This window comes from Rhizobium anhuiense bv. trifolii (assembly GCF_024346605.1).
GTDB lineage: Bacteria > Pseudomonadota > Alphaproteobacteria > Rhizobiales > Rhizobiaceae > Rhizobium > Rhizobium anhuiense.
The window spans coordinates 1,962,361-1,986,801 of sequence record NZ_CP098803.1 but is presented as its reverse complement, the minus strand read 5'-3'; the positions used below and the strand labels follow the sequence as shown (position 1 = coordinate 1,986,801).

General features: G+C 61.6%; 24 protein-coding genes. 1 reads left to right on the top strand and 23 read right to left on the bottom strand.

Annotation, left to right across the window (positions count from 1 at the left end; genetic code table 11):
• Window positions 1-406: 406 nt before the first annotated feature.
• Window positions 407-871, top strand: a complete 465-nt coding sequence (locus tag NE851_RS18420; protein WP_063474312.1) for a DUF5680 domain-containing protein — start codon at window positions 407-409, stop codon at window positions 869-871.
• 8 nt (window positions 872-879) lie between these two features.
• Here the strand turns inward: NE851_RS18420 and NE851_RS18415 are convergent, their stop codons facing one another.
• From NE851_RS18415 to NE851_RS18305, 23 genes are all read right to left on the bottom strand, one after another.
• Window positions 880-1,563 carry an ABC transporter ATP-binding protein gene (locus NE851_RS18415; RefSeq protein WP_097543033.1) on the bottom strand — a complete coding sequence of 228 codons (684 nt, stop codon included), beginning with the start codon at window positions 1,561-1,563 and terminating at the stop codon, window positions 880-882.
• A gap of 14 nt (window positions 1,564-1,577) precedes the next feature.
• Window positions 1,578-2,882 (bottom strand): lipoprotein-releasing ABC transporter permease subunit, encoded by a 1,305-nt coding sequence (locus NE851_RS18410; protein ID WP_047616538.1) that lies wholly within the window; start codon window positions 2,880-2,882, stop codon window positions 1,578-1,580.
• A 15-nt stretch (window positions 2,883-2,897) separates the two neighbouring features.
• Window positions 2,898-4,220: a proline--tRNA ligase gene (gene proS / locus NE851_RS18405; RefSeq protein WP_097623007.1), complete on the bottom strand. Its 1,323-nt coding sequence runs from the start codon at window positions 4,218-4,220 to the stop codon at window positions 2,898-2,900.
• A gap of 590 nt (window positions 4,221-4,810) precedes the next feature.
• Window positions 4,811-5,086 (bottom strand): DUF1467 family protein, encoded by a 276-nt coding sequence (locus NE851_RS18400; RefSeq protein ID WP_047616533.1) that lies wholly within the window; start codon window positions 5,084-5,086, stop codon window positions 4,811-4,813.
• Window positions 5,087-5,199: 113 nt separating this feature from the next.
• Window positions 5,200-5,604, bottom strand: a complete 405-nt coding sequence (gene mce, locus NE851_RS18395) for a methylmalonyl-CoA epimerase (RefSeq protein WP_097623008.1) — start codon at window positions 5,602-5,604, stop codon at window positions 5,200-5,202.
• Between the two features lie 2 nt (window positions 5,605-5,606).
• Window positions 5,607-7,277, bottom strand: a complete 1,671-nt coding sequence (locus NE851_RS18390; protein WP_097623009.1) for a ribonuclease J — start codon at window positions 7,275-7,277, stop codon at window positions 5,607-5,609.
• 17 nt (window positions 7,278-7,294) lie between these two features.
• On the bottom strand, window positions 7,295-8,059 hold the full coding sequence (locus tag NE851_RS18385) for a biotin--[acetyl-CoA-carboxylase] ligase (RefSeq protein ID WP_097623010.1): 765 nt from the start codon (window positions 8,057-8,059) through the stop codon (window positions 7,295-7,297).
• A complete protein-coding gene (gene nuoN, locus NE851_RS18380; RefSeq protein ID WP_254961976.1) occupies window positions 8,059-9,504 on the bottom strand; it encodes an NADH-quinone oxidoreductase subunit NuoN in 1,446 nt (481 codons plus the stop codon). The genes NE851_RS18385 and nuoN overlap by 1 nt, the downstream gene beginning before the upstream one ends.
• Before the next feature lie 18 nt (window positions 9,505-9,522).
• Window positions 9,523-11,034: an NADH-quinone oxidoreductase subunit M gene (locus tag NE851_RS18375; protein WP_097623012.1), complete on the bottom strand. Its 1,512-nt coding sequence runs from the start codon at window positions 11,032-11,034 to the stop codon at window positions 9,523-9,525.
• Entirely contained in the window at window positions 11,034-13,034 is a 2,001-nt protein-coding gene (nuoL, locus tag NE851_RS18370; protein ID WP_047616522.1) for an NADH-quinone oxidoreductase subunit L, read from the bottom strand. The genes NE851_RS18375 and nuoL overlap by 1 nt, the downstream gene beginning before the upstream one ends.
• A gap of 7 nt (window positions 13,035-13,041) precedes the next feature.
• Window positions 13,042-13,350: an NADH-quinone oxidoreductase subunit NuoK gene (gene nuoK / locus NE851_RS18365; protein ID WP_003547388.1), complete on the bottom strand. Its 309-nt coding sequence runs from the start codon at window positions 13,348-13,350 to the stop codon at window positions 13,042-13,044.
• A gap of 23 nt (window positions 13,351-13,373) precedes the next feature.
• On the bottom strand, window positions 13,374-13,988 hold the full coding sequence (locus NE851_RS18360) for an NADH-quinone oxidoreductase subunit J (RefSeq protein ID WP_047616520.1): 615 nt from the start codon (window positions 13,986-13,988) through the stop codon (window positions 13,374-13,376).
• Window positions 13,989-14,129: 141 nt separating this feature from the next.
• Window positions 14,130-14,621, bottom strand: a complete 492-nt coding sequence (nuoI, locus tag NE851_RS18355; protein ID WP_003547385.1) for an NADH-quinone oxidoreductase subunit NuoI — start codon at window positions 14,619-14,621, stop codon at window positions 14,130-14,132.
• A gap of 40 nt (window positions 14,622-14,661) precedes the next feature.
• Window positions 14,662-15,705 carry an NADH-quinone oxidoreductase subunit NuoH gene (gene nuoH, locus NE851_RS18350; protein WP_047616518.1) on the bottom strand — a complete coding sequence of 348 codons (1,044 nt, stop codon included), beginning with the start codon at window positions 15,703-15,705 and terminating at the stop codon, window positions 14,662-14,664.
• Between the two features lie 12 nt (window positions 15,706-15,717).
• Window positions 15,718-17,799, bottom strand: a complete 2,082-nt coding sequence (nuoG, locus tag NE851_RS18345; RefSeq protein WP_097623013.1) for an NADH-quinone oxidoreductase subunit NuoG — start codon at window positions 17,797-17,799, stop codon at window positions 15,718-15,720.
• A gap of 218 nt (window positions 17,800-18,017) precedes the next feature.
• A complete protein-coding gene (locus NE851_RS18340; RefSeq protein ID WP_047616513.1) occupies window positions 18,018-18,773 on the bottom strand; it encodes a helix-hairpin-helix domain-containing protein in 756 nt (251 codons plus the stop codon).
• Between the two features lie 2 nt (window positions 18,774-18,775).
• Window positions 18,776-20,080, bottom strand: a complete 1,305-nt coding sequence (gene nuoF, locus NE851_RS18335; protein WP_003547378.1) for an NADH-quinone oxidoreductase subunit NuoF — start codon at window positions 20,078-20,080, stop codon at window positions 18,776-18,778.
• A 10-nt stretch (window positions 20,081-20,090) separates the two neighbouring features.
• Window positions 20,091-21,257 carry an NADH-quinone oxidoreductase subunit E gene (locus NE851_RS18330; protein ID WP_047616510.1) on the bottom strand — a complete coding sequence of 389 codons (1,167 nt, stop codon included), beginning with the start codon at window positions 21,255-21,257 and terminating at the stop codon, window positions 20,091-20,093.
• A gap of 16 nt (window positions 21,258-21,273) precedes the next feature.
• On the bottom strand, window positions 21,274-21,546 hold the full coding sequence (locus NE851_RS18325) for a hypothetical protein (protein ID WP_047616508.1): 273 nt from the start codon (window positions 21,544-21,546) through the stop codon (window positions 21,274-21,276).
• On the bottom strand, window positions 21,546-22,736 hold the full coding sequence (locus NE851_RS18320) for an NADH-quinone oxidoreductase subunit D (protein ID WP_047616506.1): 1,191 nt from the start codon (window positions 22,734-22,736) through the stop codon (window positions 21,546-21,548). Before NE851_RS18320 ends, NE851_RS18325 begins: the two co-directional genes overlap by 1 nt.
• A gap of 63 nt (window positions 22,737-22,799) precedes the next feature.
• Entirely contained in the window at window positions 22,800-23,402 is a 603-nt protein-coding gene (locus NE851_RS18315; RefSeq protein ID WP_047616504.1) for an NADH-quinone oxidoreductase subunit C, read from the bottom strand.
• A 19-nt stretch (window positions 23,403-23,421) separates the two neighbouring features.
• Window positions 23,422-24,006, bottom strand: coding sequence for a NuoB/complex I 20 kDa subunit family protein (locus NE851_RS18310; protein WP_003578567.1), 585 nt, complete (start codon window positions 24,004-24,006; stop codon window positions 23,422-23,424).
• Window positions 23,997-24,362: an NADH-quinone oxidoreductase subunit A gene (locus tag NE851_RS18305; protein WP_010055493.1), complete on the bottom strand. Its 366-nt coding sequence runs from the start codon at window positions 24,360-24,362 to the stop codon at window positions 23,997-23,999. The genes NE851_RS18310 and NE851_RS18305 overlap by 10 nt, the downstream gene beginning before the upstream one ends.
• Window positions 24,363-24,441: the final 79 nt, after the last annotated feature.

Below are 24,441 nucleotides of genomic sequence, written 5' to 3'. Positions count from 1 at the left end.
GCCATGCGGTCCCCTGAAAACTTTAGATCGCCATCACGATGAGCGAGAAGCTGGCAACGAACATTGCGATGGAGGTAAATGCTGCGATATCACGGATCATGTCAGTCATCGGGCTCTCCTTTACTCGTTATGTTTTCAATTTGTTCCATGTATGTTCCGTTGTCAACAGGAATCTTTTCCTTCTTTCTTGCGTGTGGAAAATCCCGGATGCGCGCGGCGAATCGCACGAACTGGCACTTGTTGTGATCTGGGGCCGCCATGCCCTTGCCCCGCCCCCACAGACCAGACATCGTGTTCGGGCGGCCGCCTTCCCCTCAAAGTGATGCGCTTACTCCACCAGAAGTTCTCTTTTTGTTCTTTACATGTCGCGACCTATTTGCCAGCATCGGGCCGAAGGGAGAACGACATGCTCGACATTGCGATGCTGAATGAATTCATCGTGGAGGCGAAGGCTGCGACCTATGTCGGGGGCGGCGTGCCGCGCGCGCCGTGCCGGCCGGGTTCCCACGATATCGGTTACGAACGCGGTGACTGGCGCTATCTCGACAGCTATTTCGGCGGCACCGATTTCGCCGGGCAGGAAGTGGTGTGGTTTGCCGGAGAGCCCGCCTGGGCGATGAATTATTTCGGCTGCGTCATTGCGCCTGAGCTCATCGACGGCACAGCAGCCGGAGCGGTGATCAAGGCTGCACTTTCGGCGATGTATCGAGAGGGCCGGTTTCTGGACGGCATGGAATTCGATCATCCGTTCGGCCGCTATATCGATAGCAGCGAAGGCGGCTGTGCGCGGTTCACCGGCCATGAATGCATCATGGTCGACGGCCAGAAGGCCTATGCGCTCGATTATCGCGGCGGGCTGGTCATCCCCTGAGCACAGCCTCAGAAATCAACGATCTTGCCGTCCGAGATCGTGACGCGCCGATCCATGCGGCGGGCAAGCTCGTGATTGTGGGTGGCGATCAGGGCGGCAAGGCCGGACTGGCGCACCAGCGCTTCCAGCGCGTCGAAGACGTAGCTTGCCGTTTCCGGGTCGAGATTGCCGGTCGGCTCATCGGCAAGAAGCAGGGTCGGCGCATTGGCGACGGCGCGGGCGATCGCAACGCGCTGCTGCTCGCCTCCGGAAAGCTCGCCCGGGCGGTGCGAACCACGATGGCCGATGCGCATATAATCGAGAAGCTGGGCGGCCCGCTCTCCGGCTTCCTTCCAGGAAAGCCCGGCGATCAGCTGCGGCATCATGATGTTTTCGAGCGCCGAGAATTCCGGCAGCAGGTGGTGGAACTGGTAGACGAACCCGATTTCGCTGCGGCGGATCGCGGTACGTTTATCGTCGCTCAGGCCGTCACAGGCATGGCCATTGATGTTGACTTCACCGCCGTCCGGATGCTCCAGGAGGCCGGCGACATGCAGCAGCGTCGATTTGCCGGTGCCGGAAGGGGCGACGAGAGCGACGATTTCGCCTTTCGATATCGAAAAATCTGCGCCCTTCAGGATCGGGAGCAGCGTATCGCCCTGCCCGTAATGGCGCTCGACGCCGGTAAGCTTGAGAACGACGTTGCGTTTCATGAAGGCGGCATTCCTTATTCGTAGCGCAGGGCCTGCACCGGATCGAGCTTTGAGGCACGCCAGGCGGGGAAAATGGTCGCAATGAAGGACAGCGTCAGCGCCATGACGACGATCGAGATCGTTTCGCTGAGATCCATTTCGGCCGGCAGCTGGCTGAGGAAATAGACCTGCGGATTGAAGAGTACGGTGCCTGATATCCAGGAGAAGAACTGGCGGACAGATTCGATGTTGACGCAGACGAGAACGCCGAGCAGAACGCCGGCAATAGTGCCGACGATGCCGATCGCTGCCCCGGTCATGAAGAAGATGCGCATGATCGCACCGGCGGTGGCGCCCATGGTGCGCAGAATGGCGATATCGCTGCCCTTGTCCTTCACCAGCATGATGAGGCCGGAAATGATATTCAGCGCCGCGACAAGCACGATCAGCGTCAAGATCATGAACATGACGTTGCGCTCGACCTGGAGTGCGGAGAAGAAGGTCTGGTTGCGCTGGCGCCAGTCGGTAATGGCGATCTGGCGGCCGGCCGCCTCCTCCACCTTGGGCCTGAGATCGTCGATATCGTCCGGATTGTCGACGAAGAGCTCGATCGACTGCACCAGCCCCTCGGCGTTGAAATAGAGCTGCGCTTCCTCGAGCGGCATGAAGATGATCGAGGAGTCATATTCCGACATGCCGATCTCGAAGAGGCCTGAGATCTTGTAGGACTTGATGCGCGGGCTGACGCCCATCGGCGTGATGTCACCATCTGGCGACGTCAGCGTAATGAGATCGCCGACGCGCAGACCGAGCTGGTCGGCCATGCGGGTGCCGATCAGCACACCGTCGCCGGAGGCATAGCCTACCATATCGCCGGATTTGATGTTGTCGGAGATCGTCTTGAGCTTGGTCAGGTCGTCGGCGCGGGCGCCGCGCACCAGCGCGCCGGTGCTGCCGCCGGCCTGGGCGGAAGCGAGCACCTGGCCCTCCACCAAGGGCAGCGCCATCTTGACGCCGGGTACGGCGGCGAGCTTGCCGCTGAGAGCGGGATAATCGGTGAAGGGGCCGTCGACCGGCTGGACGATCATGTGGCCGTTAATGCCGAGAATGCGCGAAACGAGCTCGGTGCGGAAGCCGTTCATAACGGCCATGACGATGATCAACGTCGCAACGCCCAGCATGATGCCGACGAAGGAGAAGCCGGCGATCACCGAGATGAAGGCCTCCTTGCGGCGGGCGCGCAGATAACGCCACGCCACGAGGCGTTCGAAGGTGGAAAATGGCTTGCCAGCCGGACCCAAGCCGGATTTTGAACTCCGGTCCACTGCTGCCTCTGCCATTTCGCCTCCGTTTCCTTAAGCCACGAACCGGTTGATCGCCGCTTCGATGGTCATCGTTTCGCGGGCGCCGGTCTTGCGGTCCTTCACTTCAACTTCGCCGTTGGCGACCGCGCGCGGGCCGGCGATGATCTGGACGGGCACGCCGATCAGGTCGGCGGTCGCGAATTTCGTGCCGGCCCGATCGTCGGTATCGTCGTAGAGCACATCCTTGCCGGCCTTGCTCAGCGCGGCATAGATCAGCTCGCAGGTATCGTCGCAGGCCTGATCGCCCGCCTTCATGTTGATCACCACGACATCGAAGGGCGCGACCGATGCCGGCCAGATGATTCCATTGTCGTCATGCGATGCTTCGATGATGGCGGGAACAAGGCGTGTCGGCCCGATACCGTAGGAACCCATGTGGACGAAGTGCTCCTTGCCGTCCGGTCCCTGCACTTTTGCGCCCATCGGCTCGGAATATCTGGTGCCGAAATAGAAGATGTGGCCGACCTCGATACCACGCGCCGAAAGCCGGTCGCCTTCGGGAACGGCGTTGAAAGCCGCCTCATCGTGCATTTCCGAGGTCGCCGCATAGAGCGAGGTCCACTTGTCGAAGATCGCCTGCAGGCCCTCGACGCTGTCGAAATCGATGTGTTCGCCGGGAATATCGAAGCCGACGAAGTCCTTGTGGCAAAAGACTTCGGATTCGCCGGTATCGGCGAGGATGATGAACTCATGGCTGAGATTGCCGCCGATCGGGCCGGTGTCGGCGCGCATCGGAATGGCGCGCAGGCCCAACCGATCGAAGGTTCTGAGATAGGCGGCGAACATCTTGTTGTAGGAATGCTCCGCCCCTTCGCGCGTCAGATCGAAGGAATAGGCGTCCTTCATCATGAATTCGCGCGAGCGCATGGTGCCGAAGCGCGGACGGATCTCGTCGCGGAATTTCAGCTGGATGTGATAGAGATTGAGCGGCAGGTCCTTGTAGGATTTGACGGAAGAGCGGAAAATATCCGTTACCATCTCCTCGTTGGTGGGGCCGTAAAGCATCGGCCGATCCTGGCGGTCCTTGATGCGCAGCATCTCCTTGCCGTAGGCGTCATAGCGGCCGCTTTCCTGCCAGAGTTCGGCCGATTGCAGCGTCGGCATCGACAGCTCGATGGCGCCCGCGCGGTTCTGCTCGTCGCGGATAATGGCGTTGACCTTGTCGAGCACGCGCTTGCCGAGCGGCAGCCAGGAATAGATGCCCTGCGACTGCTGACGGATCATGCCGGCGCGCAGCATCAGCCGGTGGGAGACGATTTCCGCCTCCTTGGGATTTTCCTTGAGGATGGGCATGAAAAAGCGGGACAGACGCATGGCGGATTCCGGAGCAGTTGAGATCCCGCAGCAAGCGGAATCGAAGGCAATTGTTGACGTGGGAGCGTTCATAGCCGCTTCGCGGCAGGAAGGAAACCCGCAACGGATGTTGGCAACCTCCCGGAAGCGCATGTTCGCACCCGCAAAATGAACGGGCCAGAAAAAGCGCGTGTTTATAAGGACTTGAACGAAAATCTTGTCAACAGAAAAATTTTGCTAGAGTGTAGCAAAAATGCAAAAAAAGCTGATGACAAAGCCCAATGTTTGAGCTAGCTTTAGCTCACAAAACAGGCAGGAAGGATAAATTCTTGCCGAATTCGCGGTCAAGTCTTGGGAGGATCAGATCTTAGGCGCGCTCGTCGCAGCCCCGGCAACGGTTACAGATCACGCGATACTTAAAACAAGGCTTCTAGCCTTGTTTTTTTTTGGCTTTTCGGCTTTTCACCTCATCCACGAAACCCGCAGCTTCCGTAGGGGATGAACCTCATTCCGTTACGTCAGCTCTGTGCCGCAACAGCATGACGCCGGTATGACGAAATTCGCTTTTCCATAGATTTGCATATGCTCAAAGTTTGAGCAAAAGCCACGCTTCAATAGAAGCTGGGACCGAGTTGCGGCAGGGCGTCGAAGCCCCAACCGAAATAGGTGTCGCAAACGTACCAGAGGCCGTAGATCACAGCCGAAATCAGCGTCGTCAGCGAAAAGACGAAAGCGGCGCGAAACCGGGCGGGCGCACTCGGAACGGTGCCGAGCACGACATCATTGTCTTCCGCCTGGGTGCGCAGGCCGATCGGCAGAACGGCGAAAAGCGTCATCCACCAGATGATGAAGTAGACGGCAAATCCCTGAAGAAAGATCTCGAGCATTATCGGTCCCGTTGATGTCGCGCTGATATCGCGTCCTTATACGGCGGAATGGCGACCAACTCAAAGCGAGCGAAGCGTTTAGTCGCCTTCGGGTCACTCTGCCGCAGCGGGGGTCAGGCCTGTTCAAGTTCGATCAGCGTGCCAAAGAAATCCTTGGGATGCAGAAAGAGCACCGGCTTGCCATGCGCGCCGGTCTTCGGCTTGATATCGCCGAGCACTCTGGCACCCGCCTCGACCAGCCGGTCACGGGCGAGAAGAATATCGTCCACTTCGTAGCAGATGTGGTGCATGCCGCCGGACGGGTTCTTTTCGAGGAAGGCTGCGATCGGCGAAGCTTCACCCAGCGGCTGCAACAATTCGACCTTGGTGTTCGGCAGTTCGACGAAGACGACGGTGACGCCGTGCTCCGGCAGAGCCTGCGGCTGCGATACCGCAGCCCCCAGCGTGTCGCGATAGGCGGCCGTCGCCACTGCCAGATCGGGAACGGCGATGGCGATATGGTTGACCCGGCCGAGCATGATCAGACCTTGGTGACGAAGGCGGTGACGACGGGCTTCTTACCCCAGGCGTGATTGGCGGCCGAGCGGATGGCGCGGCGCACGGCCTCCTGCAGCATGTCGATATCCTTGCGGCGGGCGCGCGGAATGCTTTCGATGGCGCTGACCGCCGCGTCGAACAGCGTATCTTCCATCTCCTCGCCCTCGTCGTCATAGACCGGCAGGCCGATCGACACGAGATCGGGATCGCCGACGATGTCATAGCGGGCGTCGAGCACGACGTTGACGGCGACATGGCCGACATAGGAGAGCTTCTTGCGCTCGCCGATGCCCATCTCGTCGAAATCGCCGATCAGCGTGCCGTCCTTATAGATGCGGCCATGCGGCGCTTCGCCAATCACCTCGACGGGACCGGGCGCCAGTCGCAGGATATCGCCGTTGCGCACGCGCGGCACGATCGCGATCCCGGATTGCTCGGCCAATTCCTTGTGCGCCGTCAGATGCGTCGCCTCGCCATGCACCGGCACGACGATCTTCGGCCGCGTCCACTCATACATCCGCTGCAACTCGTTGCGGCGGGGATGGCCGGACACATGGACCAGCGCCTCGGTATCGGTGATGATGTGCACGCCCTGCTCGACGAGGCCGTTCTTGATATCCTGGATCGCCTTCTCGTTACCGGGAATGGCGCGCGAGGAAAAGACGACGATATCGCCTGCCGCAAAGGCCACATTGCGCATCTCGTCGCGGGAGAGCTTGGCAAGGGCTGCCCGTGCCTCGCCCTGGCTGCCGGTCAGGATGACGACGACCTTGTCGCGCGGGATATAGCCGTATTCCTCCTCGGAGATGAAGGGCTTCACGCCTTCCATCAGGCCGATATCCTGGGCGACATCGACGACGCGCTTCAGCGAGCTGCCGAGCAGCAGCACTTCGCGGCCGGCCGCCTCGGCGGCCTCGGCAACGGTACGGATGCGCCCGACATTCGACGAGAAGGTGGTGATCGCCACCCTGCCCTCGGCATTCTCGATGATCTTGCGCAGGCTTTCGGACACATCCTTCTCGGAGGGCGAAACACCGTCGCGCAGCGCATTGGTGGAATCGCACATCAGCGCCAGCACGCCCTCGTCGCCGAGCTGGCGGAAACGTGTCTCGTCGGTCAGCGGCCCGAGCGAAGGCTCGTGGTCGATCTTCCAGTCGCCGGTATGGATGACATTGCCGACCGGCGTGCGGATCATGAGCGACATCGGTTCGGGGATCGAATGGTTGACGGCCACGCCTTCGATGCTGAAGGGGCCGACATTGATCGTATCGCCCGCCTTGAACGGCGTCACCGGCACTTCGCCGATCGTCGCCTTCTCGAAATTGCGCTTGGCTTCGAGCAGACCTGCAGTAAAGCCCGACGCAAAGACCGGCACATTGAGGCCGGGCCAGAGATCGGCCAGCGCGCCGTAATGGTCTTCATGCGCGTGGGTGATGATGATCGCCTTGAGGTTCTTGCGCTCGCTGGCAAGGAAGCGGATATCGGGCAGCACGAGGTCGACGCCCGGCAGGTCGGGGCCGGGAAAGGTGACGCCGCAATCGACCATGATCCACTGGCGGTGCTCGGGCGGGCCGTAGCCATAAAGAGCGAGATTCATGCCAATCTCGCCAACGCCGCCCAGAGGCAGGAATACCAGTTCGTCCTGTTTCGCCATAATTTTCGTTTGTTCCGCTATCCAAAAAACACATCACCGGCGGCAATGGGCACTATCCTGCCAGCGCCGGTATCGAGCATCAACAAGCCATTATCATCAATTCCGGCGAATTGTCCGGAAATCGATCGGTCCGGCAAATTCACCGTAATCTTTTCGCCGATGCCGCAGGCGATGGCGCGCCAGAGCGCCATGATCTCGCCGATGCCGCGGCCCTCGTCCCATAGATCAAGCACTTCAGCCATTGCGGCGAAGAGATGGGCGAAGAGTTCCTCCGGAGAGGCCGCACTTCCCTGCTGACGCAGGCAGGTGACGGGGTAGAGCGGATTATCCGGCATCACCGAGACATTGATGCCGATGCCGACAATCAGCGCGTAACGGCCGTCCGGCAGCCTCTCGCCTTCGACGAGGATGCCGCAGGTCTTCTTTCGGCCGATAAGAATATCGTTCGGCCATTTGACCTCGAGCGGCTCGGCGCCCGGAGGCAGTACCATGCGGATCGCCTGGTGTACGGCAACGGCAACGGCCAGCGGCAGGGAACTCAGGCGCTCCATCGGCGCCGGGTCGATCAGCAGAAGCGAAGCGTAGAGATTGCCGCGTTCGGAAACCCAGAGCCTGCCGCGGCGGCCGCGGCCGCCGGTCTGCCTTTCGGCGGTCACCCAGAGATTACCGCCGTCGCCCGCCCGGGCCCGGGCAAGGCATTCGCTGTTGGTGGACGATGTCTCCGACAGAGCCTCGTGCCTGAAATCGCCGAGCGATATCCGGCGCCGCCCGTCGGGAGCCATCAAAAGAGCGTCGCGGCGGCAAGCTCTGCCGCACCGCCGATCGGACCGCCGATGAGGACATAGACGGTGACGAACAGGCCAGAGAGACCGAAGACCAGACGCAGCGCACCGGAGACGCGGGCGAATTCGCCGGTCGCTTCATCGAACCACATCAGCTTGATGACCCGCAGATAGTAGTAAGCGCCGACGACCGAGGCGAGAACGCCGATGATGGCAAGCGCATAGAGCTTGGCTTCGATGGCGGCGACGAAGACGAAGTACTTGGCGAAGAAGCCGGCGAGCGGCGGGATGCCAGCGAGCGAGAACATCAGCGCCGTCAGCACCGCGGCCATGAACGGGTTCGTTGTGGAAAGGCCGGCGAGATCGTCGACATTCTCGACGACGGTGCCGTCCTTGCGGCGCATCGACATGATGATCGCGAAGGTGCCGAGCGTCATGACCATATAGATGACCATGTAAAGCATGACGCCGGTGACGCCGGTCTGATTGCCGGCGGCAAGGCCGACCAGCGCATAACCCATGTGACCGATCGAGGAATAGGCCATCAGTCGCTTGATGTTCTTCTGGCCGATGGCGGCAAACGAGCCGAGCAGCATCGAGGCGATCGAGATGAAGACGACGACCTGCTGCCAGTCCGCCAGAACCGGCTGGAAGGCCGTGATGACGATACGGGTCATCATCGCCATGGCGGCAACCTTGGGGGCTGCGGCAAGGAAGGCGGTCACCGGCGTCGGCGCGCCTTCATACACGTCGGGCGTCCACATGTGGAAGGGAACGGCCGAAATCTTGAAGGCGATGCCGGCGAGGATGAAGACCAGGCCGAAGATGAGGCCGAGCGAACGCGCACCCTCGACCGACAGCGCCTGGGCGATCTCGGAGAAGTGGGTGTGGCCGGTGAAGCCATAGACCAGCGACATGCCGTAGAGCAGCATGCCGGAGGACAGCGCGCCGAGGACGAAATATTTCAGCCCTGCTTCGGTCGACTTCAGGCTGTCACGGTTGATCGCGGCGACGACATAGAGCGCCAGCGACTGCAGTTCCAGCGCCAGATAGAGCGAGATCAGGTCGTTGGCCGAGATCATCAGCAGGATGCCGAGGGTCGCAAGCACCAGCAGGACCGGGAACTCGAATTTGTCGAGCTGGTTTTCGCGGGCGTGACCGATCGTCATGAACAGAGCCACCAGCGAACCGATCAGCGCCACCAGCTTCATGAAGCGGGAGAAGCCGTCGGCCATGTAGACGCCGCCATAAGCAAGGCCTTCTGCGGGCACGAAGAGCAGCCACAGGCCCGAGGCCAGGAGCAGGACGATGGCGAGGCCGGTGACGACAAGGCCCGACCGCTCGCCTGTGAAGACGCCGACCATCAACAGGACAAGGGCGCCGACCGCGAGGATGAGCTCCGGCGCGGAAAGATGCAGACTGAGGAGAATTGTTTCAGCGGTCATGTCCAATAAGTCCCGTCATCATTTCATAGACAGCGCAACATTCTGCGCTGCGTGCACGGCGGCCGTGTAGTTGTTGACCAGCAGATCCACCGAGGCGGCCGTCGCATCGAAGACCGGAGCCGGGTAAACGCCGAAGAAGATGGTCAGCGCGACCAGCGGGTAGAGGATCAGCTGCTCGCGCGGCGACAGATCGAGCAGCGCCTTCAGCTTTTCCTTCTCCAGAGCGCCGAAGATCACCCGGCGATATAGCCAGAGCGCGTAAGCGGCCGAGAGGATGACGCCGGTGGCGGCGAAGAGCGCGACCCAGGTGTTGACCCGGAAGACGCCCATCAGCGTCAGGAATTCGCCGATGAAGCCCGACGTGCCGGGAAGCCCGACATTGGCCATGGTGAAGACCATCATCGCGACGGCATATTTCGGCATGTTGCTGACGAGGCCGCCATAGGCGTTGATCTCGCGGGTGTGCGTGCGGTCGTAGACGACGCCGACGCAGAGGAAGAGCGCGCCGGAGACGATGCCGTGCGACAGCATCTGGAAGATCGAGCCCTGAACGCCCTGCATGTTGGCCGCAAAGATGCCCATGGTCACGTAGCCCATATGGGCCACGGAGGAATAGGCGATCAGCTTCTTGATGTCGTCCTGCATCATCGCCACCAGCGAGGTATAGATGATGGCAATCACCGACATGGCGAAGACGAGCGGCGCGAAATAATCGGAGGCGACCGGGAACATGCCGAGCGAGAAGCGGATAAGACCGTAGCCGCCGAGCTTCAGGAGCACGCCGGCCAGGATCACCGAGCCTGCCGTCGGTGCCTGAACGTGGGCATCGGGAAGCCAGGTATGGACCGGCCACATCGGCATCTTCACCGCGAAGGAGGCGAAGAAGGCAAGCCATAACCAGGTCTGCAGCGCCGGCGGGAACTTGTAGGCGAGCAGCGCGGTGATGTCGGTCGTGCCGGCCTGCCAATACATCGCCATGATGGCGAGCAGCATCAGCACCGAGCCGAGCAGCGTATAGAGGAAGAACTTGTAGCTCGCATAGACGCGGTCCTTGCCGCCCCACACGCCGATGATCAGGAACATCGGAATGAGGCCCGCTTCGAAGAAGACGTAGAACAGCACGATATCGAGCGAGACGAAGACGCCGACCATCATCGTTTCCAGGATGAGGAAGGCGATCATATATTCCTTCAGGCGCTTCTCGATCGAGAGCCAGCTCGCCAGCACGCAGAAGGGCATGAGGAAGGTCGACAGGATGACGAACAGCATCGAGATGCCGTCGACGCCGACGTGGTAGCCGATGCCGGTGCCGAGCCAGTTATGCTTCTCGACCATCTGGAAGCCCGGATTAGCATTGTCGAAGCCGGTCCAGATCAAGAGCGAGACGACGAAGGTGAAGACGGTGGTGATGAGCGAGATCCACAGCACGTTCTTCCGGCCGGTTTCGCTCTCGCCGTTCATCAATAGCAGGAGCACCACGCCGACGAGCGGCAGGAAGGTGACCGTTGAAAGAATAGGCCAATCGGTCATCAGAAGGAACTCCCGAGCATCATCCAGGTAACGAGCGCCGCAATGCCGATCAGCATGGCGAAGGCGTAGTGATAGAGGTAACCGGTCTGCAGGCGGACGACGCGGTCGGTGACGGCGACGACGCGGGCGGCGACGCCGTTCGGGCCGTAGGTGTCGATGACGCCGACATCACCCTTCTTCCACAGGAAGCGGCCGAGCGCCTTGGCGGTGCGGACGAAGAGGAAGTCGTAGAGCTCGTCGAAATACCACTTGTTCAACAGGAACTGGTAGAGCACGCGATGCTGCTGCGCCAGGATGCGCGGCGTCTGCGGCGAGCGGATATACATGTACCAAGCCGTGACGAAGCCGAGCACCATGGCGATGAACGGGCTCAAAGCCACGAGCGCCGGCACATGGTGGAACTCTTCGACCAGTTCGTTCTCAGCGCCAGTAAAGAGCGCGCCCTTCCAGAACTCGGCATATTCCTCGCCATAGAACCGGCCTTCGAAGATCACGCCCGCAAGCACCGCGCCGAGCGCGAGGATATAGAGCGGCACCAGCATGACCTGCGGCGATTCGTGAACGTGGTGCATGACCTCGTGCGAAGCGCGCGGCTTGCCGAAGAAGGTCATGAAGATCAGGCGCCAGGAATAGAAGCTAGTGAACAGAGCCGCGATGACCAGCAGCGAGAAGGCAAAGCCCGCGACCGGCGAATGCGATGCATAGGTCGCCTCGATGATCACGTCCTTGGAGAAGAAGCCGGCAAGACCGAACGGCGTGAAGGGAATGCCGACACCGGTGATCGCCAGCGTGCCGATGATCATGAGGCCGGCTGTAACTTTGATGTGCGGCCACAGGCCACCCATGTAGCGCATGTCCTGCTCGCCATCGACGGCGTGGATGACCGAGCCGGCGCAGAGGAAGAGCAGCGCCTTGAAGAAGGCATGGGTGAAGAGATGGAAGATCGCCGCGCCATAGGCCCCTACCCCGAGCGCCACGAACATGTAGCCGAGCTGCGAGCAGGTGGAATAGGCGATGACGCGCTTGATGTCGTTCTGCACCAGGCCGACGGTGGCCGCGAAGAAGGCGGTGATCGCGCCGATCACGGTGACGACGACGAGCGCATCCGGCGACAGTTCGAACAGCGGCGACATGCGGGCGACGAGGAAGACGCCGGCGGTGACCATGGTGGCGGCATGGATGAGGGCCGAGACCGGAGTCGGGCCTTCCATGGCATCAGGCAGCCAGGTGTGCAGCAGGAACTGCGCCGACTTGCCCATCGCGCCCATGAACAGCAGCAGGCAGATGCCGGTCAGCGCATGCGCCTTGTCGAGCTGCATGCCGAAGAGGTTGAGGATCACCTCGCCCGCCTCGCCGCCGCCTTCATGCGGGGCGAAGTTCGAGGCATTGGCGAAGATCGTGTCGAAATTGATCGAGCCGAACAGCACGAAGACGCCGGCAATGCCAAGCACGAAGCCGAAGTCGCCGACGCGGTTGACGATGAAGGCCTTCATCGCCGCAGCGGTTGCCGACGGCTTCTTGAACCAGAAGCCGATCAGCAGATAGGAGGCGAGACCGACGCCTTCCCAGCCGAAGAACATCTGGGCAAGGTTGTCGGCGGTCACCAGCATCAGCATGGCGAAGGTGAAGAGCGAGAGATAGGCAAAGAAGCGCGGGCGATGGGGATCGGTGTGCATGTAACCGATCGAATAGACATGCACCAGCGTCGAGACCGTGTTGACGACGATCAGCATGACCGAGGTCAGCGTATCCACGCGCAGCGACCAGGAGACGTCGATGCCGCCGGACTGGATCCAGCGCAGCACCTCGACCTTGATCGGGCCGCCTTCGGCGTGGCCCATGCCGACCGTGAAGAAGACGATCCAGGACAGGATGGCGGCGATGATCATCAGGCCGCTGGTGACATATTCCGAAGCCTTGGCGCCGATGGCGCGGCCGAAGAGGCCGGCGACGATCGCACCGATCAAGGGAAGAAAGACGATAGCCTTATAGAGGAACATGAGCCACTCAGCCCTTCATCATATTGACGTCTTCGACCGCGATCGAGCCGCGGTTGCGGTAGAAGACAACGAGAATTGCAAGACCGATCGCCGCTTCGGCTGCCGCGACCGTCAGGATGAACAGCGCGAAGACCTGGCCGACGATGTCGTTCAGGAAGGAGGAGAAGGCGACCATGTTGATATTGACGGCAAGCAGGATCAGTTCGATCGACATCAGGATGACGATGACGTTCTTCCGGTTGAGGAAGATGCCGAAGACGCCGAGCGTGAAGAGGATGGCGCTGACCGTCAGGTAGTGGGAAAGTCCGATGACCATGTTCTTTGTTCCTTGACCTGCCTTTAGACGCCCTGCCCGGGCTTGACCGACACCACCTCGACGGCGGTGGCGGGCGTGCGGGCAACCTGCCGGGGGATATTCTGCCGCTTGATGTTGGTGCGGTGCCTGAGCGTCAGCACGATCGCGCCGATCATGGCCACCAGCAGCACCAGACCGGCGATCTGGAAGAAATAGACGTAGTTGGTGTAGAGCACGTCGCCGAGGGCGGCCGTATTGGTGCGCTCCGTCAATGCCGGTATCGGCATGGCGACCGATTTGGCGATCTCAGGCGAAATCACGCTGCCGCCGATGACGACGATCAGCTCGGCCGCCAGGATCACCCCGATCAGCCCGCCGATCGGCGCATATTCGAGAACGCCGGCCCTCAGTTCGGTGAAGTCGATATCGAGCATCATCACCACGAAGAGGAAGAGCACGGCGACGGCGCCGACATAGACGACCAGCAGGATCATCGCCAGGAATTCGGCACCGAGCAGCAGGAAGAGGCCGGCTGCGTTGAAGAACACCAGGATCAGGAACAGAACCGAGTGAACCGGGTTCTTCGCCCAGATGACCATGAACGCCGACGCCACCGCGACAAAGGCGAAAAGATAGAAAAATAGAGCCTGCAGACCCATGTTGGTGCCTTTTTCATCTTCCCCCGGGCAGCCGGGAGTTTCCCTGCCCGATAGAGCTTTGCGCGGCGAGAACCGGCAAGGCTCCTGTGCATATTGACCGCGCTCGGAGCAACTGCTCCATCGCGGCATTTCAAATCTCAATCAGCGGTACGGCGAGTCGATCGCGATGTTGCGGGCGATTTCGCGCTCCCACCGGTCTCCGTTGTCCAGAAGCCGCGCCTTGTCGAAATAAAGCTCTTCGCGGGTTTCCGTCGCAAATTCGAAATTCGGGCCTTCGACGATCGCGTCGACCGGGCAGGCTTCCTGGCAGAAGCCGCAATAGATGCACTTCACCATGTCGATATCGTAACGCACCGTGCGGCGCGTGCCGTCATTGCGGCGCGGACCCGCCTCGATGGTGATCGCCTGGGCAGGACAGATCGCCTCGCAGAGCTTGCAGGCGATGCAGCGTTCCTCGCCGTTCGGATAACGGCGCAGCGCATGCTCGCCGCGGAAACGCGGGGAGACCGGGCCCTTTTCGAAGGGATAGTTGATCGTCGCCTTCTGGCGGAAGAAATAGCGCATCGACAAGAAGAACGCGCCGACGAATTCCTTGAGAAACAGCGAGCTGATGGAGCCGGACAAGCTTGCCATCTTCAACCTCCAATTTTGCCGGAAACGAGAGCGGACATGATCATGCCCAACCCGTCAGTTTCAGCACGAATGCAACGATGACGACCATGGCGAGCGACAGCGGCAGGAAGACCTTCCAGCCGAGGCGCATGAGCTGGTCGTAGCGGTAACGCGGAACGAAAGCCTTGACCATCGCGAACATGAAGAACACGAAGCAGGCCTTCAGCATGAACCAGATGATGCCCGGCACCCAATTGATGAGCCAGAAATCGACCGGTGGCAGCCAGCCACCGAGGAACAGGATGGTCGTCAGCGAGCACATCAGGACGACGGCCGCATATTCGCCGAGCATGAACATCATGTATGGCGAGGAACCGTATTCGACCATGAAGCCGGCGACGAGTTCCGATTCGGCTTCCGGCAGGTCGAAGGGCGGACGGTTCGTCTCGGCAAGTGCGGAAATGAAGAAGATGATGAACATCGGGAAGAGCGACAGCCAGTGCCAGTCGAGGAACGACGACGGCAGGCCGAGCATGGTGCCGAGGCCGGTATGCTGGGCATTGACGATATCGGTCAGGTTCAGCGAGCCGACGCAGAGAAGCACGGTGACGATGACGAAGCCGATCGAAACTTCATAGGAGACCATCTGGGCCGCCGAACGCAGCGCGCCGAGGAACGGATACTTCGAGTTCGAAGCCCAGCCACCCATGATGATGCCGTAAACCTCGAGCGAGGAGATGGCGAAAATATAGAGGATGCCGACATTGATGTTGGCGATCACCCATCCGTCGGCCAGCGGCACCACCGCCCAGGTGGACAGCGCCAGAAGCACGGTCACCAGCGGGGCCAGCAGGAACACCGCCTTGTTGGCGCCGGCCGGAATGATCGGCTCCTTGAAGACGAACTTCAGAAGGTCGGCGAAGGACTGGAACAGGCCGAAGGGACCGACGACGTTCGGGCCGCGGCGCAGCTGCACGGCCGCCCAGATCTTGCGGTCGGCGAGCAACACATAGGCGATGAAGACGAGCAGGCAGACCAGAAGCAGCAGCGACTGACCGATCATGATGATCGCCGGCCAGACATAGGTCGAAAAGAAAGAATCCATAGTCCCCTGCCCTTACTCTGCCGCGACTTTGAAGTTGTTGCGGGCCAATGCCGAGCACTCCGCCATGACAGCCGAGGCGCGCGCTATCGGGTTCGTCAAATAGAAGTCTTTGACCGGCGACGCAAACCCTGACTTGTTCATCTTGCCGGCTTTTTTCGCAACTGCGGCAATTTGGGCGCTATCGCTTTCGGCGATCTCGTCGATGGCAGCGAAATGCGGGAAAGCGGCATAGAGCCGGACGCGCAGTTCGCCCAGCGAATCGAAGGGAAGCTTCTTGCCGAGCACGTCGGACAGGGCGCGGATGATCGCCCAGTCTTCGCGGGCGTCGCCCGGCGCAAAGCCGGCGCGGTTGCCCATCTGGACGCGGCCCTCGGTGTTGACCCAGGTGCCGGACTTTTCGGTATAGGCTGCAGCCGGCAGGATGACGTCGGCATGATGCGCGCCGTTGTCGCCATGCGAGCCGATATAGACGGTGAGCCTGGCCTTCTTGGCGGCGAAATCGAGTTCGTCGGCGCCGAGCAGGAAGAGCACGTCCATCGCGCTCAGCATTTCGGCGGCATTGACGCCGGCAGCACCCGGCACGAAGCCGAGGTCGAGGCCGCCGACACGGGAGGCTGCGGTATGGAGGACGGCAAAGCCGTTCCAGCCTTCGACGACTGCGCCGACCGAACCGGCGAGCTTGGCGGCACTGGCGAGAACGCCGGCGCCGTCGGTGCGCGACAGCGCGCCCTGGCCGATGATGATCATCGGCTTGGCGGCGTTCTTCAGCACGTCAGCGAAAGCGTGGTTGCCGTCGATCAGATCCTTCAGCGTGTCGGGACCGCCGCCGAGGTAATCATAGCTGTAGCGCAGCTCGCCCGGCTCGCCGATGACGCCGATCGGGAACTTGCCGCGGCGCCAGCGCTTGCGGATGCGGGCATTGAGGATCGCCGCCTCGAAGCGCGGATTGGCGCCGATGATCAACAGCGCATCGGCCTGGTCGATGCCCGAAATGGTCGGGTTGAACAGGTAGCTTGCGCGGCCGAGCGACGGATGGAGTGCCGCCCCATCCTGGCGACAGTCGAGATTGGTCGAGCCCAGCGACTTCACCAGTTCGGAGAGCGCATACATTTCCTCGACGGAAGCGAGATCGCCCGCGATCGCGCCGATCTTGTCGCCCGAAGTGGCGCTGACGGCGGCCTTGATGGCGCCGAAGGCTTCGGCCCAGGTGGCGGGCTGCAGGCGGCCGTCGCGGCGCACATAGGGCCGATCGAGGCGCTGGGTCTTCAGTCCGTCCCAGATGAAGCGGCTCTTGTCTGAGATCCACTCTTCGTTGATCGCCTCGTTGACGCGCGGCAGGATTCGCATGACTTCGCGGCCACGGGTGTCGACGCGGATCGCCGAACCGACGGCATCCATGACGTCGATCGATTCGGTCTTGTTCAATTCCCACGGGCGCGCGGTGAAGGCGAAGGGCTTGGAGGTGAGCGCGCCGACCGGGCAAAGGTCAACGACGTTGCCCTGCAGCTCGGAGGTCATCGCCTGTTCGAGATAGGTGGTGATCTCGGCATCCTCGCCACGGCCGATCAGGCCGAGTTCGGAAATGCCGGCAACCTCCGTCGTGAAGCGAACGCAGCGCGTGCAGTGGATGCAGCGGTTCATCACCGTCTTGACGAGCGGGCCGATATACTTGTCTTCGACGGCGCGCTTGTCTTCTTGATAGCGCGAGGTGTCGATGCCGAAGGCCATCGCCTGGTCCTGCAGGTCGCATTCGCCGCCCTGGTCGCAGATCGGGCAATCCAGCGGATGGTTGATCAGCAGGAATTCCATCACGCCTTCGCGGGCCTTCTTGACCATCGGGGTGTTGGTGAAGACCTCGGGCAGTTCGCCGTTCGGGCCGCCGCGAATGTCGCGCACGCTCATGGCGCAGGAAGCCTGCGGCTTCGGCGGGCCACCCTTCACCTCGACGAGGCACATGCGGCAATTGCCGGCAACCGACAGGCGCTCGTGGAAGCAGAAGCGCGGAACCTCGGCGCCGGCATCCTCACACGCCTGCAATAGCGTGAAATGATCCGGAACTTCGATCTCGTTGCCGTCAATCTTCAGTTTTGCCATCGTCGCTCAGTCCTGTTTCCCGTTTGCCTGATGACGGCAAACAAACCTATTTTTGCAACATTCTCATTGCCAAGCCGGATCTTTCGTCCTGCCGACACCGGATGTCGCCGAAATTCTCTGTCACGCGTTCCAGACCCGGAACCCGCACCGGCATCGAAAGGCCCCCGCCCGTCCGCCGATCTGCCCATTCTTCCGGCCGATTGACACGGCCGGACAGTTCATTTCTTCCTGCGGCCTCGCCCTGCCAGAACTTTTGCCTGACCGGTCCAGTCGTCACGGCCGATGCGGCCGTTGAAGCCGAGTTCCGCGTCGAGCCGGGCGATTTCCGCGTCGGTCCAGGCGGCAATCTCGGCGAAGCTGCGAATACCCTTGGCGTTCAGCACCTGCTCCAGCTTCGGGCCGATGCCGGCGATCAGCTTGAGATCGTCGGCCTTGACAGCCCGCGCAGCCGGTCTTGCCTTCACGGCCGGCTTCAGCTGGCCCGGCTTCGTATCGCTAACCGACTTCGTTTGGCTGACCGGCTTCGTTTGGCCGACCGACTTCGCTTCAGTGACCGGCTTCGTCTGGCTGGCCGGGATCGGCTCGCTGACCGGCCTGACGACAGTCAGTGTCGGCCCTGCCTTCTTCCCGGCCGCCGGCTTGGTGAAAGCCTTGACGGCAGGGCGAATATTCTCCGGCCGGATTTCGACATCGGGCGCCGGCTCGTCCGGCGGCGTGTCATCGAGAGCGGCAGCGACTTTGCTCGTGGTTTCCAGGGCGCTCTGCCAGGCCCCGAAGAAGGCGCCGGCCATCTGCGTCGAGAAACCGAAGCCGATCGCCGTTGCCGCGGCAAAGGCTGCAGCCGGATGCGCCATCAGCGGATGCACCGGCATCGCCTGTGCATTTTCAAGCATCTCGGCGGCAAGGCGGCCGAAACCGGCCGCGAAATCGGCGACTTCTTCCTTCTTCCCAGCCTTGGATGCATTGTCCGCCATGATTATTCAGCCGCCTCCAGAACCGCGCCGTGATCGAGCGCGCTCGCCGTATACTGGTCGATGCGCTTTTCGATCTCGGGACGGAAGTTACGGATCAGACCCTGCACCGGCCATGCGGCTGCGTCGCCCAGCGCACAGATGGTGTGGCCTTCGATCTGCTTGGTCACCTGGAACAGCATGTCGATTTCGCGCTTCTGGGCATTGCCCTTGGCCATGCGTTCCATCACCCGCCACATCCAGCCCGTGCCTTCGCGGCACGGCGTGCACTGACCGCAGCTCTCGTGCTTGAAGAAGGCGGAGATGCGGGCGATCGCCTTGATGACGTCGGTGGACTTGTCCATGACGATCGCCGCCGCCGTGCCGAAGGAGGAGCCGACGCCGCGCAAGCCGTCGAAATCCATCGGGCAGTCGATGATGTCCTTGGCCGGAACGATCGGGCAGGATGCGCCGCCCGGAATGACGGCGAGCAGATTGTCCCAGCCGCCGCGGATGCCGCCGGCGTGGCGATCGACCAGCTCGCGGAAGGTGATGCCCATTTCCTCTTCGACCGTGCACGGCTTGTTGACGTGGCCGGAGAGCATGAACAGCTTGGTGCCGACATTGTTCGGGCGGCCGATGGCGGAGAACCAGCCGGCGCCGCGGCGCAGGATCGTCGGTGCAACAGCGATCGATTCGACGTTGTTGACAGTCGTCGGGCAGCCGTAGAGGCCCATATTGGCCGGGAATGGCGGCTTCAGGCGCGGCTGGCCCTTCTTGCCTTCGAGGCTTTCGAGCAGCGCGGTTTCCTCGCCGCAGATATAGGCGCCGGCGCCATGATGGACGAAGATGTCCATGTCCCAGCCGAGCTTGTTGTTCTTGCCGAGCAGGCCGTAATCATAGCATTCATCGATCGCCGCCTGCAGCGCCTCGCGCTCTCTTATATATTCGCCGCGCACATAGATGTAGGCCGCATTGGCGCCCATGGCGAAGCTCGCGATGACGCAGCCTTCGATCAGCGTATGCGGATCGTGGCGCATGATGTCGCGGTCCTTGCAGGTACCGGGCTCGGATTCGTCGGCGTTGACGACGAGGTAATGCGGGCGTCCGTCGCTTTCCTTCGGCATGAAGGACCATTTGAGACCCGTGGGGAAGCCAGCGCCGCCGCGACCGCGAAGGCCGGATGCCTTCATCTCGTTGATGATCCAGTCACGGCCCTTTTCGAGGATCTGCTTGGTGCCGTCCCAGTGGCCGCGGCTCATCGCGCCCTTCAGGGACTTGTCCTTGAGGCCGTAGATGTTGGTAAAGATGCGGTCTTTATCTTGTAACATGCTTCACCTCTTACCGCGGCTTCTTGCCGAAGACCTTGATATATTCCGCTTCCCCGCCCTTGGCGAGCGCCTTGGCCTGCTTGACCCAGTCATCGCGCTCGATGCGGCCGCGGAAGTTCAGGTAGCCGTCGACCCATTCGCGTTCGGCCTTCTTCCAGCCCGCGACCTGCGCGAAGGTGAAGATGCCGATTTCGTTCAGCGTCGCCTCGATCTTCGGACCGACGCCCGAGATCATCTTCAGATCATCCGGGGCTGCGGGCTTTTCGATGCCGGACGGACGGTTCTTGTCGGTCAGGGAAGGCTTGGCCGACGGGGCGGCTTCGGCCTTGACGGTAGCTTTCGGCGCCGGTTCGGCAGCCGCCGTGCCCGATATCGGCTGCTCTTCGGCGGCCTTGGCGTTCTTCGCCGCCGCCTTCGGTGCGGTTGCCGGCGTCTTCAGCGCTGCATTGGTCTCGGCATCGGTGCTCTTCGGGCGGGCGGCCTCGGAAGGCGGAACCGGCGCGGCATCGACCGGAGCCGACACGGTTTCGGCATCGGCCTTCTTGGCGCGCGTCCTGGCCTTCGGCTCTTCCGTCGTCAGCGAGGTCGGGCCGCCTTCGGGTGCTGAAAATATCCGGTCGATCTGGGTGCCGGGCTTGATGCTGGCGCCGTTGCCGGCGGCAAAGACGTCGATGATCTCTTCGAGACGCTCGGGCGTCAGGTCCTCATAGGTGTCCTTGCCGATCATCACCATCGGCGCGTTGACGCAGGCCCCGAGACATTCGACCTCTTCCCAGGACAGCGTGCCTTCGGCATTGCGCTCGAAGGCATGGGCATGGATCTTGCTCTTGCAGACCGACATCAGCGCTTCCGAGCCGCGCAGCATGCAGGGCGTCGTGCCGCAGACCTGGACATGGGCGCGCGTGCCGACAGGATGCAGCTGGAACTGCGTATAGAAGGTCGCGACCTCGAGCACTCTGATATAGGCCATGTCGAGCATGTCGGCGATCTTTTCGATCGCCGCGCGCGTGACCCAACCGTCCTGCTCCTGCGCCCGCATCAATAGCGGAATGACCGCCGATTGCTGGCGGCCGGCGGGGTATTTCTGGATCGTCTTGTCCGCCCAGACCGCATTCTCATCGCTGAAGGCGAATGCGGCAGGCTGAAATTGATCTTCGGCTAATCGACGAACGGACATTCTTCCTCACGCCTTGTCAGTTTAGGGTTCCACACCGCGAAGCGGTCAAAGACTGCATTTCGCAGGCATAGGCCGACTGGTCTTTCTGCATAAACACTACGAATTTGCCGCCGTTCGGAACGGCAGCCTTGATCTGATAGCCCTTGGACAAAAGCTCGCCCATGGACGATTGCTGCGCCGGCGGCGTCTCTTCCTTATGGCCCAGCGGCGTGCCGAGGCTATCGGCCTCCTGAGCCGAAACTCCGGATGCCGAAAGAAGGAGTGCGACGGCCAGCGGCAGAAGCTGCATCAGCGGTCCACCTCGCCGAAGACGATGTCGAGCGAGCCGAGCACGGCCGCGACGTCGGCAAGCTGATGGCCGCGGCACATGAAGTCCATCGCCTGCAGATGGGCATAACCCGGCGCGCGGATCTTGCAGCGATAAGGCTTGTTGGAGCCGTCGGAGACGAGATAGACGCCGAACTCGCCCTTCGGCGCCTCGACGGCGGCGTACACTTCGCCGGCCGGCACGTGGTAGCCTTCGGTATAGAGCTTGAAGTGGTGGATCAGCGCTTCCATCGAGCGCTTCATCTCGCCGCGCTTCGGCGGTACGACCTTGCCGTCGATCGACGAGAAGGGGCCGGTCTTGGCATCGGACAGCAGGCGATTGACGCATTGCTTCATGATGCGGACCGATTCGCGCATCTCGATCATGCGGATCAGGTAGCGGTCGTAGTTGTCGCCGTTCTTGCCGATCGGAATGTCGAATTCGAGATCGGAATAACATTCATAAGGCTGGGCGCGGCGCAGATCCCAGGCAGCGCCCGAACCGCGCACCATGACGCCGGAAAAGCCCCAGGCCCAGCAGTCTTCCAGCGAGACGACGCCGATATCGACGTTGCGCTGCTTGAAGATGCGGTTGCCGGTGAGCAGGTCGTCGATGTCGTCGAGCGCCTTCAGGAAGGGGTCGCACCAGTCGCCGATATCCTGCACGAGCTGTTCCGGCAGGTCCTGATGGACGCCGCCCGGGCGGACATAAGCAGCGTGCATGCGCGAACCGCTGGCGCGCTCGTAAAACACCATCAGCTTTTCACGCTCTTCGAAGCCCCAGAGCGGCGGCGTCAGCGCCCCGACGTCCATGGCCTGCGTGGTGACGTTCAGAAGATGCGAGAGGATGCGGCCGATTTCCGAATAGAGCACGCGGATCAGCTGGCCGCGGATCGGAATCTCGATGCCGAGCAGCTTTTCGACGGCCAGCGCATAGGCATGCTCCTGGTTCATCGGCGCGACATAGTCGAGGCGATCGAAATAGGGCACGGCCTGAAGATAGGTCTTGGTCTCGATCAGCTTCTCGGTGCCGCGATGCAACAGGCCGATATGCGGATCAACCCGCTCCACAATTTCGCCGTCAAGCTCCAGGACAAGACGAAGAACGCCATGCGCCGCCGGATGCTGCGGTCCGAAGTTGATGTTGAAGTTGCGGACGTTATGTTCTGTCATGGCGATGGCTCGCGTTCTCAGATAACCGATGAGTGGCGGCGAAAGCCGCCAGCCGCCTTTAATTTATTGCTTCGCTTTTTCATCACCGGGCAGCACATAGTCGGTGCCTTCCCATGGCGACATGAAGTCGAAGTTGCGGAATTCCTGCTTCAACTCGACCGGCTCGTACACGACGCGTTTCGCGGCGTCGTCGTAACGGACCTCGACGAAACCTGTCGTCGGGAAGTCCTTGCGCAGCGGGTGGCCTTCGAAACCGTAGTCGGTCAGGATGCGGCGCAGGTCCGGGTGACCGGTGAAGAGCACGCCGTACATATCCCAGGTCTCGCGCTCGAACCAGTCGGCGCCGGGATAGACGGCGCAGGCCGAGGGAACTGGCGTATCTTCGTCGGTCGCGACCTTGACGCGGATGCGCAGGTTCTTCTTCGGCGACAGCAGATGATAGACGACATCGAAACGCAGCTCGCGCTGCGGCCAGTCGACGCCGCAAATATCGATCAGGTTGACGAAACCGCATTTGGCGTCGTCGCGCAAAAAGGTCAGCAGCGCGACCAGGTTTTCACCCGTCGTCGTCACCGTCAGCTCGCCATACTTCGTCTGCGATGCGGCGACCAGGTTGCCGCGCGCTTCACCAAGGTAGGACGCAAGCTCAGTCAGGGCTTCACTCATATTGCCTTGTCCTTAACCCTTAGCGTTCGATCGTGCCGGTACGCCGAATCTTCTTCTGCAGCAGAAGCACGCCGTAAAGCAGCGCCTCCGCCGTGGGGGGACAGCCCGGCACGTAGATGTCGATCGGCACGATGCGGTCGCAACCGCGCACCACCGAATAGGAATAGTGATAATAGCCACCGCCATTGGCGCAGGAGCCCATCGAGATGACGTAGCGCGGCTCGGGCATCTGGTCGTAGACCTTGCGCAGCGCCGGCGCCATCTTGTTGGTCAGCGTGCCGGCGACGATCATCACGTCGGACTGGCGCGGCGAGGCGCGTGGCGCAAAGCCGAAGCGCTCGACGTCGTAGCGCGGCATCGACAGCTGCATCATTTCGACGGCGCAGCAGGCCAGACCGAAGGTCATCCACATCAGCGAGCCGGTACGGGCCCAGTTGATCAGCTCGTCGGTCGAGGTGACAAGGAAACCCTTGTCGGCGAGTTCGTTGTTGATCTCGCCGAAGAAGGCGTCATTGCTGCCGATCGGCTTGCCGGTCGAGGGATCGATGATCCCCTTCGGCTGCTGGGCGACGAGGGGCTGATTGCTCACAGGGGCTACTCCCATTCCAGGGCTCCCTTCTTCCATTCATAGATAAAGCCGATGGTCAGCACGAGAAGGAAGACCATCATGGACCAGAAGCCGAACCAGCCGATGGCGCCGAAGGAAACGGCCCACGGGAAGAGGAAGGCGACTTCGAGGTCGAAGATGATGAAGAGGATCGACACGAGGTAGAAGCGGATGTCGAACTTCATGCGGGCGTCGTCGAACGCGTTGAAGCCGCATTCGTAAGCCGAGAGCTTTTCCGAATCAGGCGCTTTGAAAGCCACGGCGAACGGCGCAATGAGCAGCGCCAGGCCGATAACGAGCGCGATAGCGATGAAGATAGCGATCGGAATATAAGAACTGAGCAGTTCAGTCATCATGTTCATCCCTGCTTGCCGGAGGCGCCAGGCGCGCATTTGGGCAAATGCCCGGCAAGCGAACGTGCGTTGCAACAAG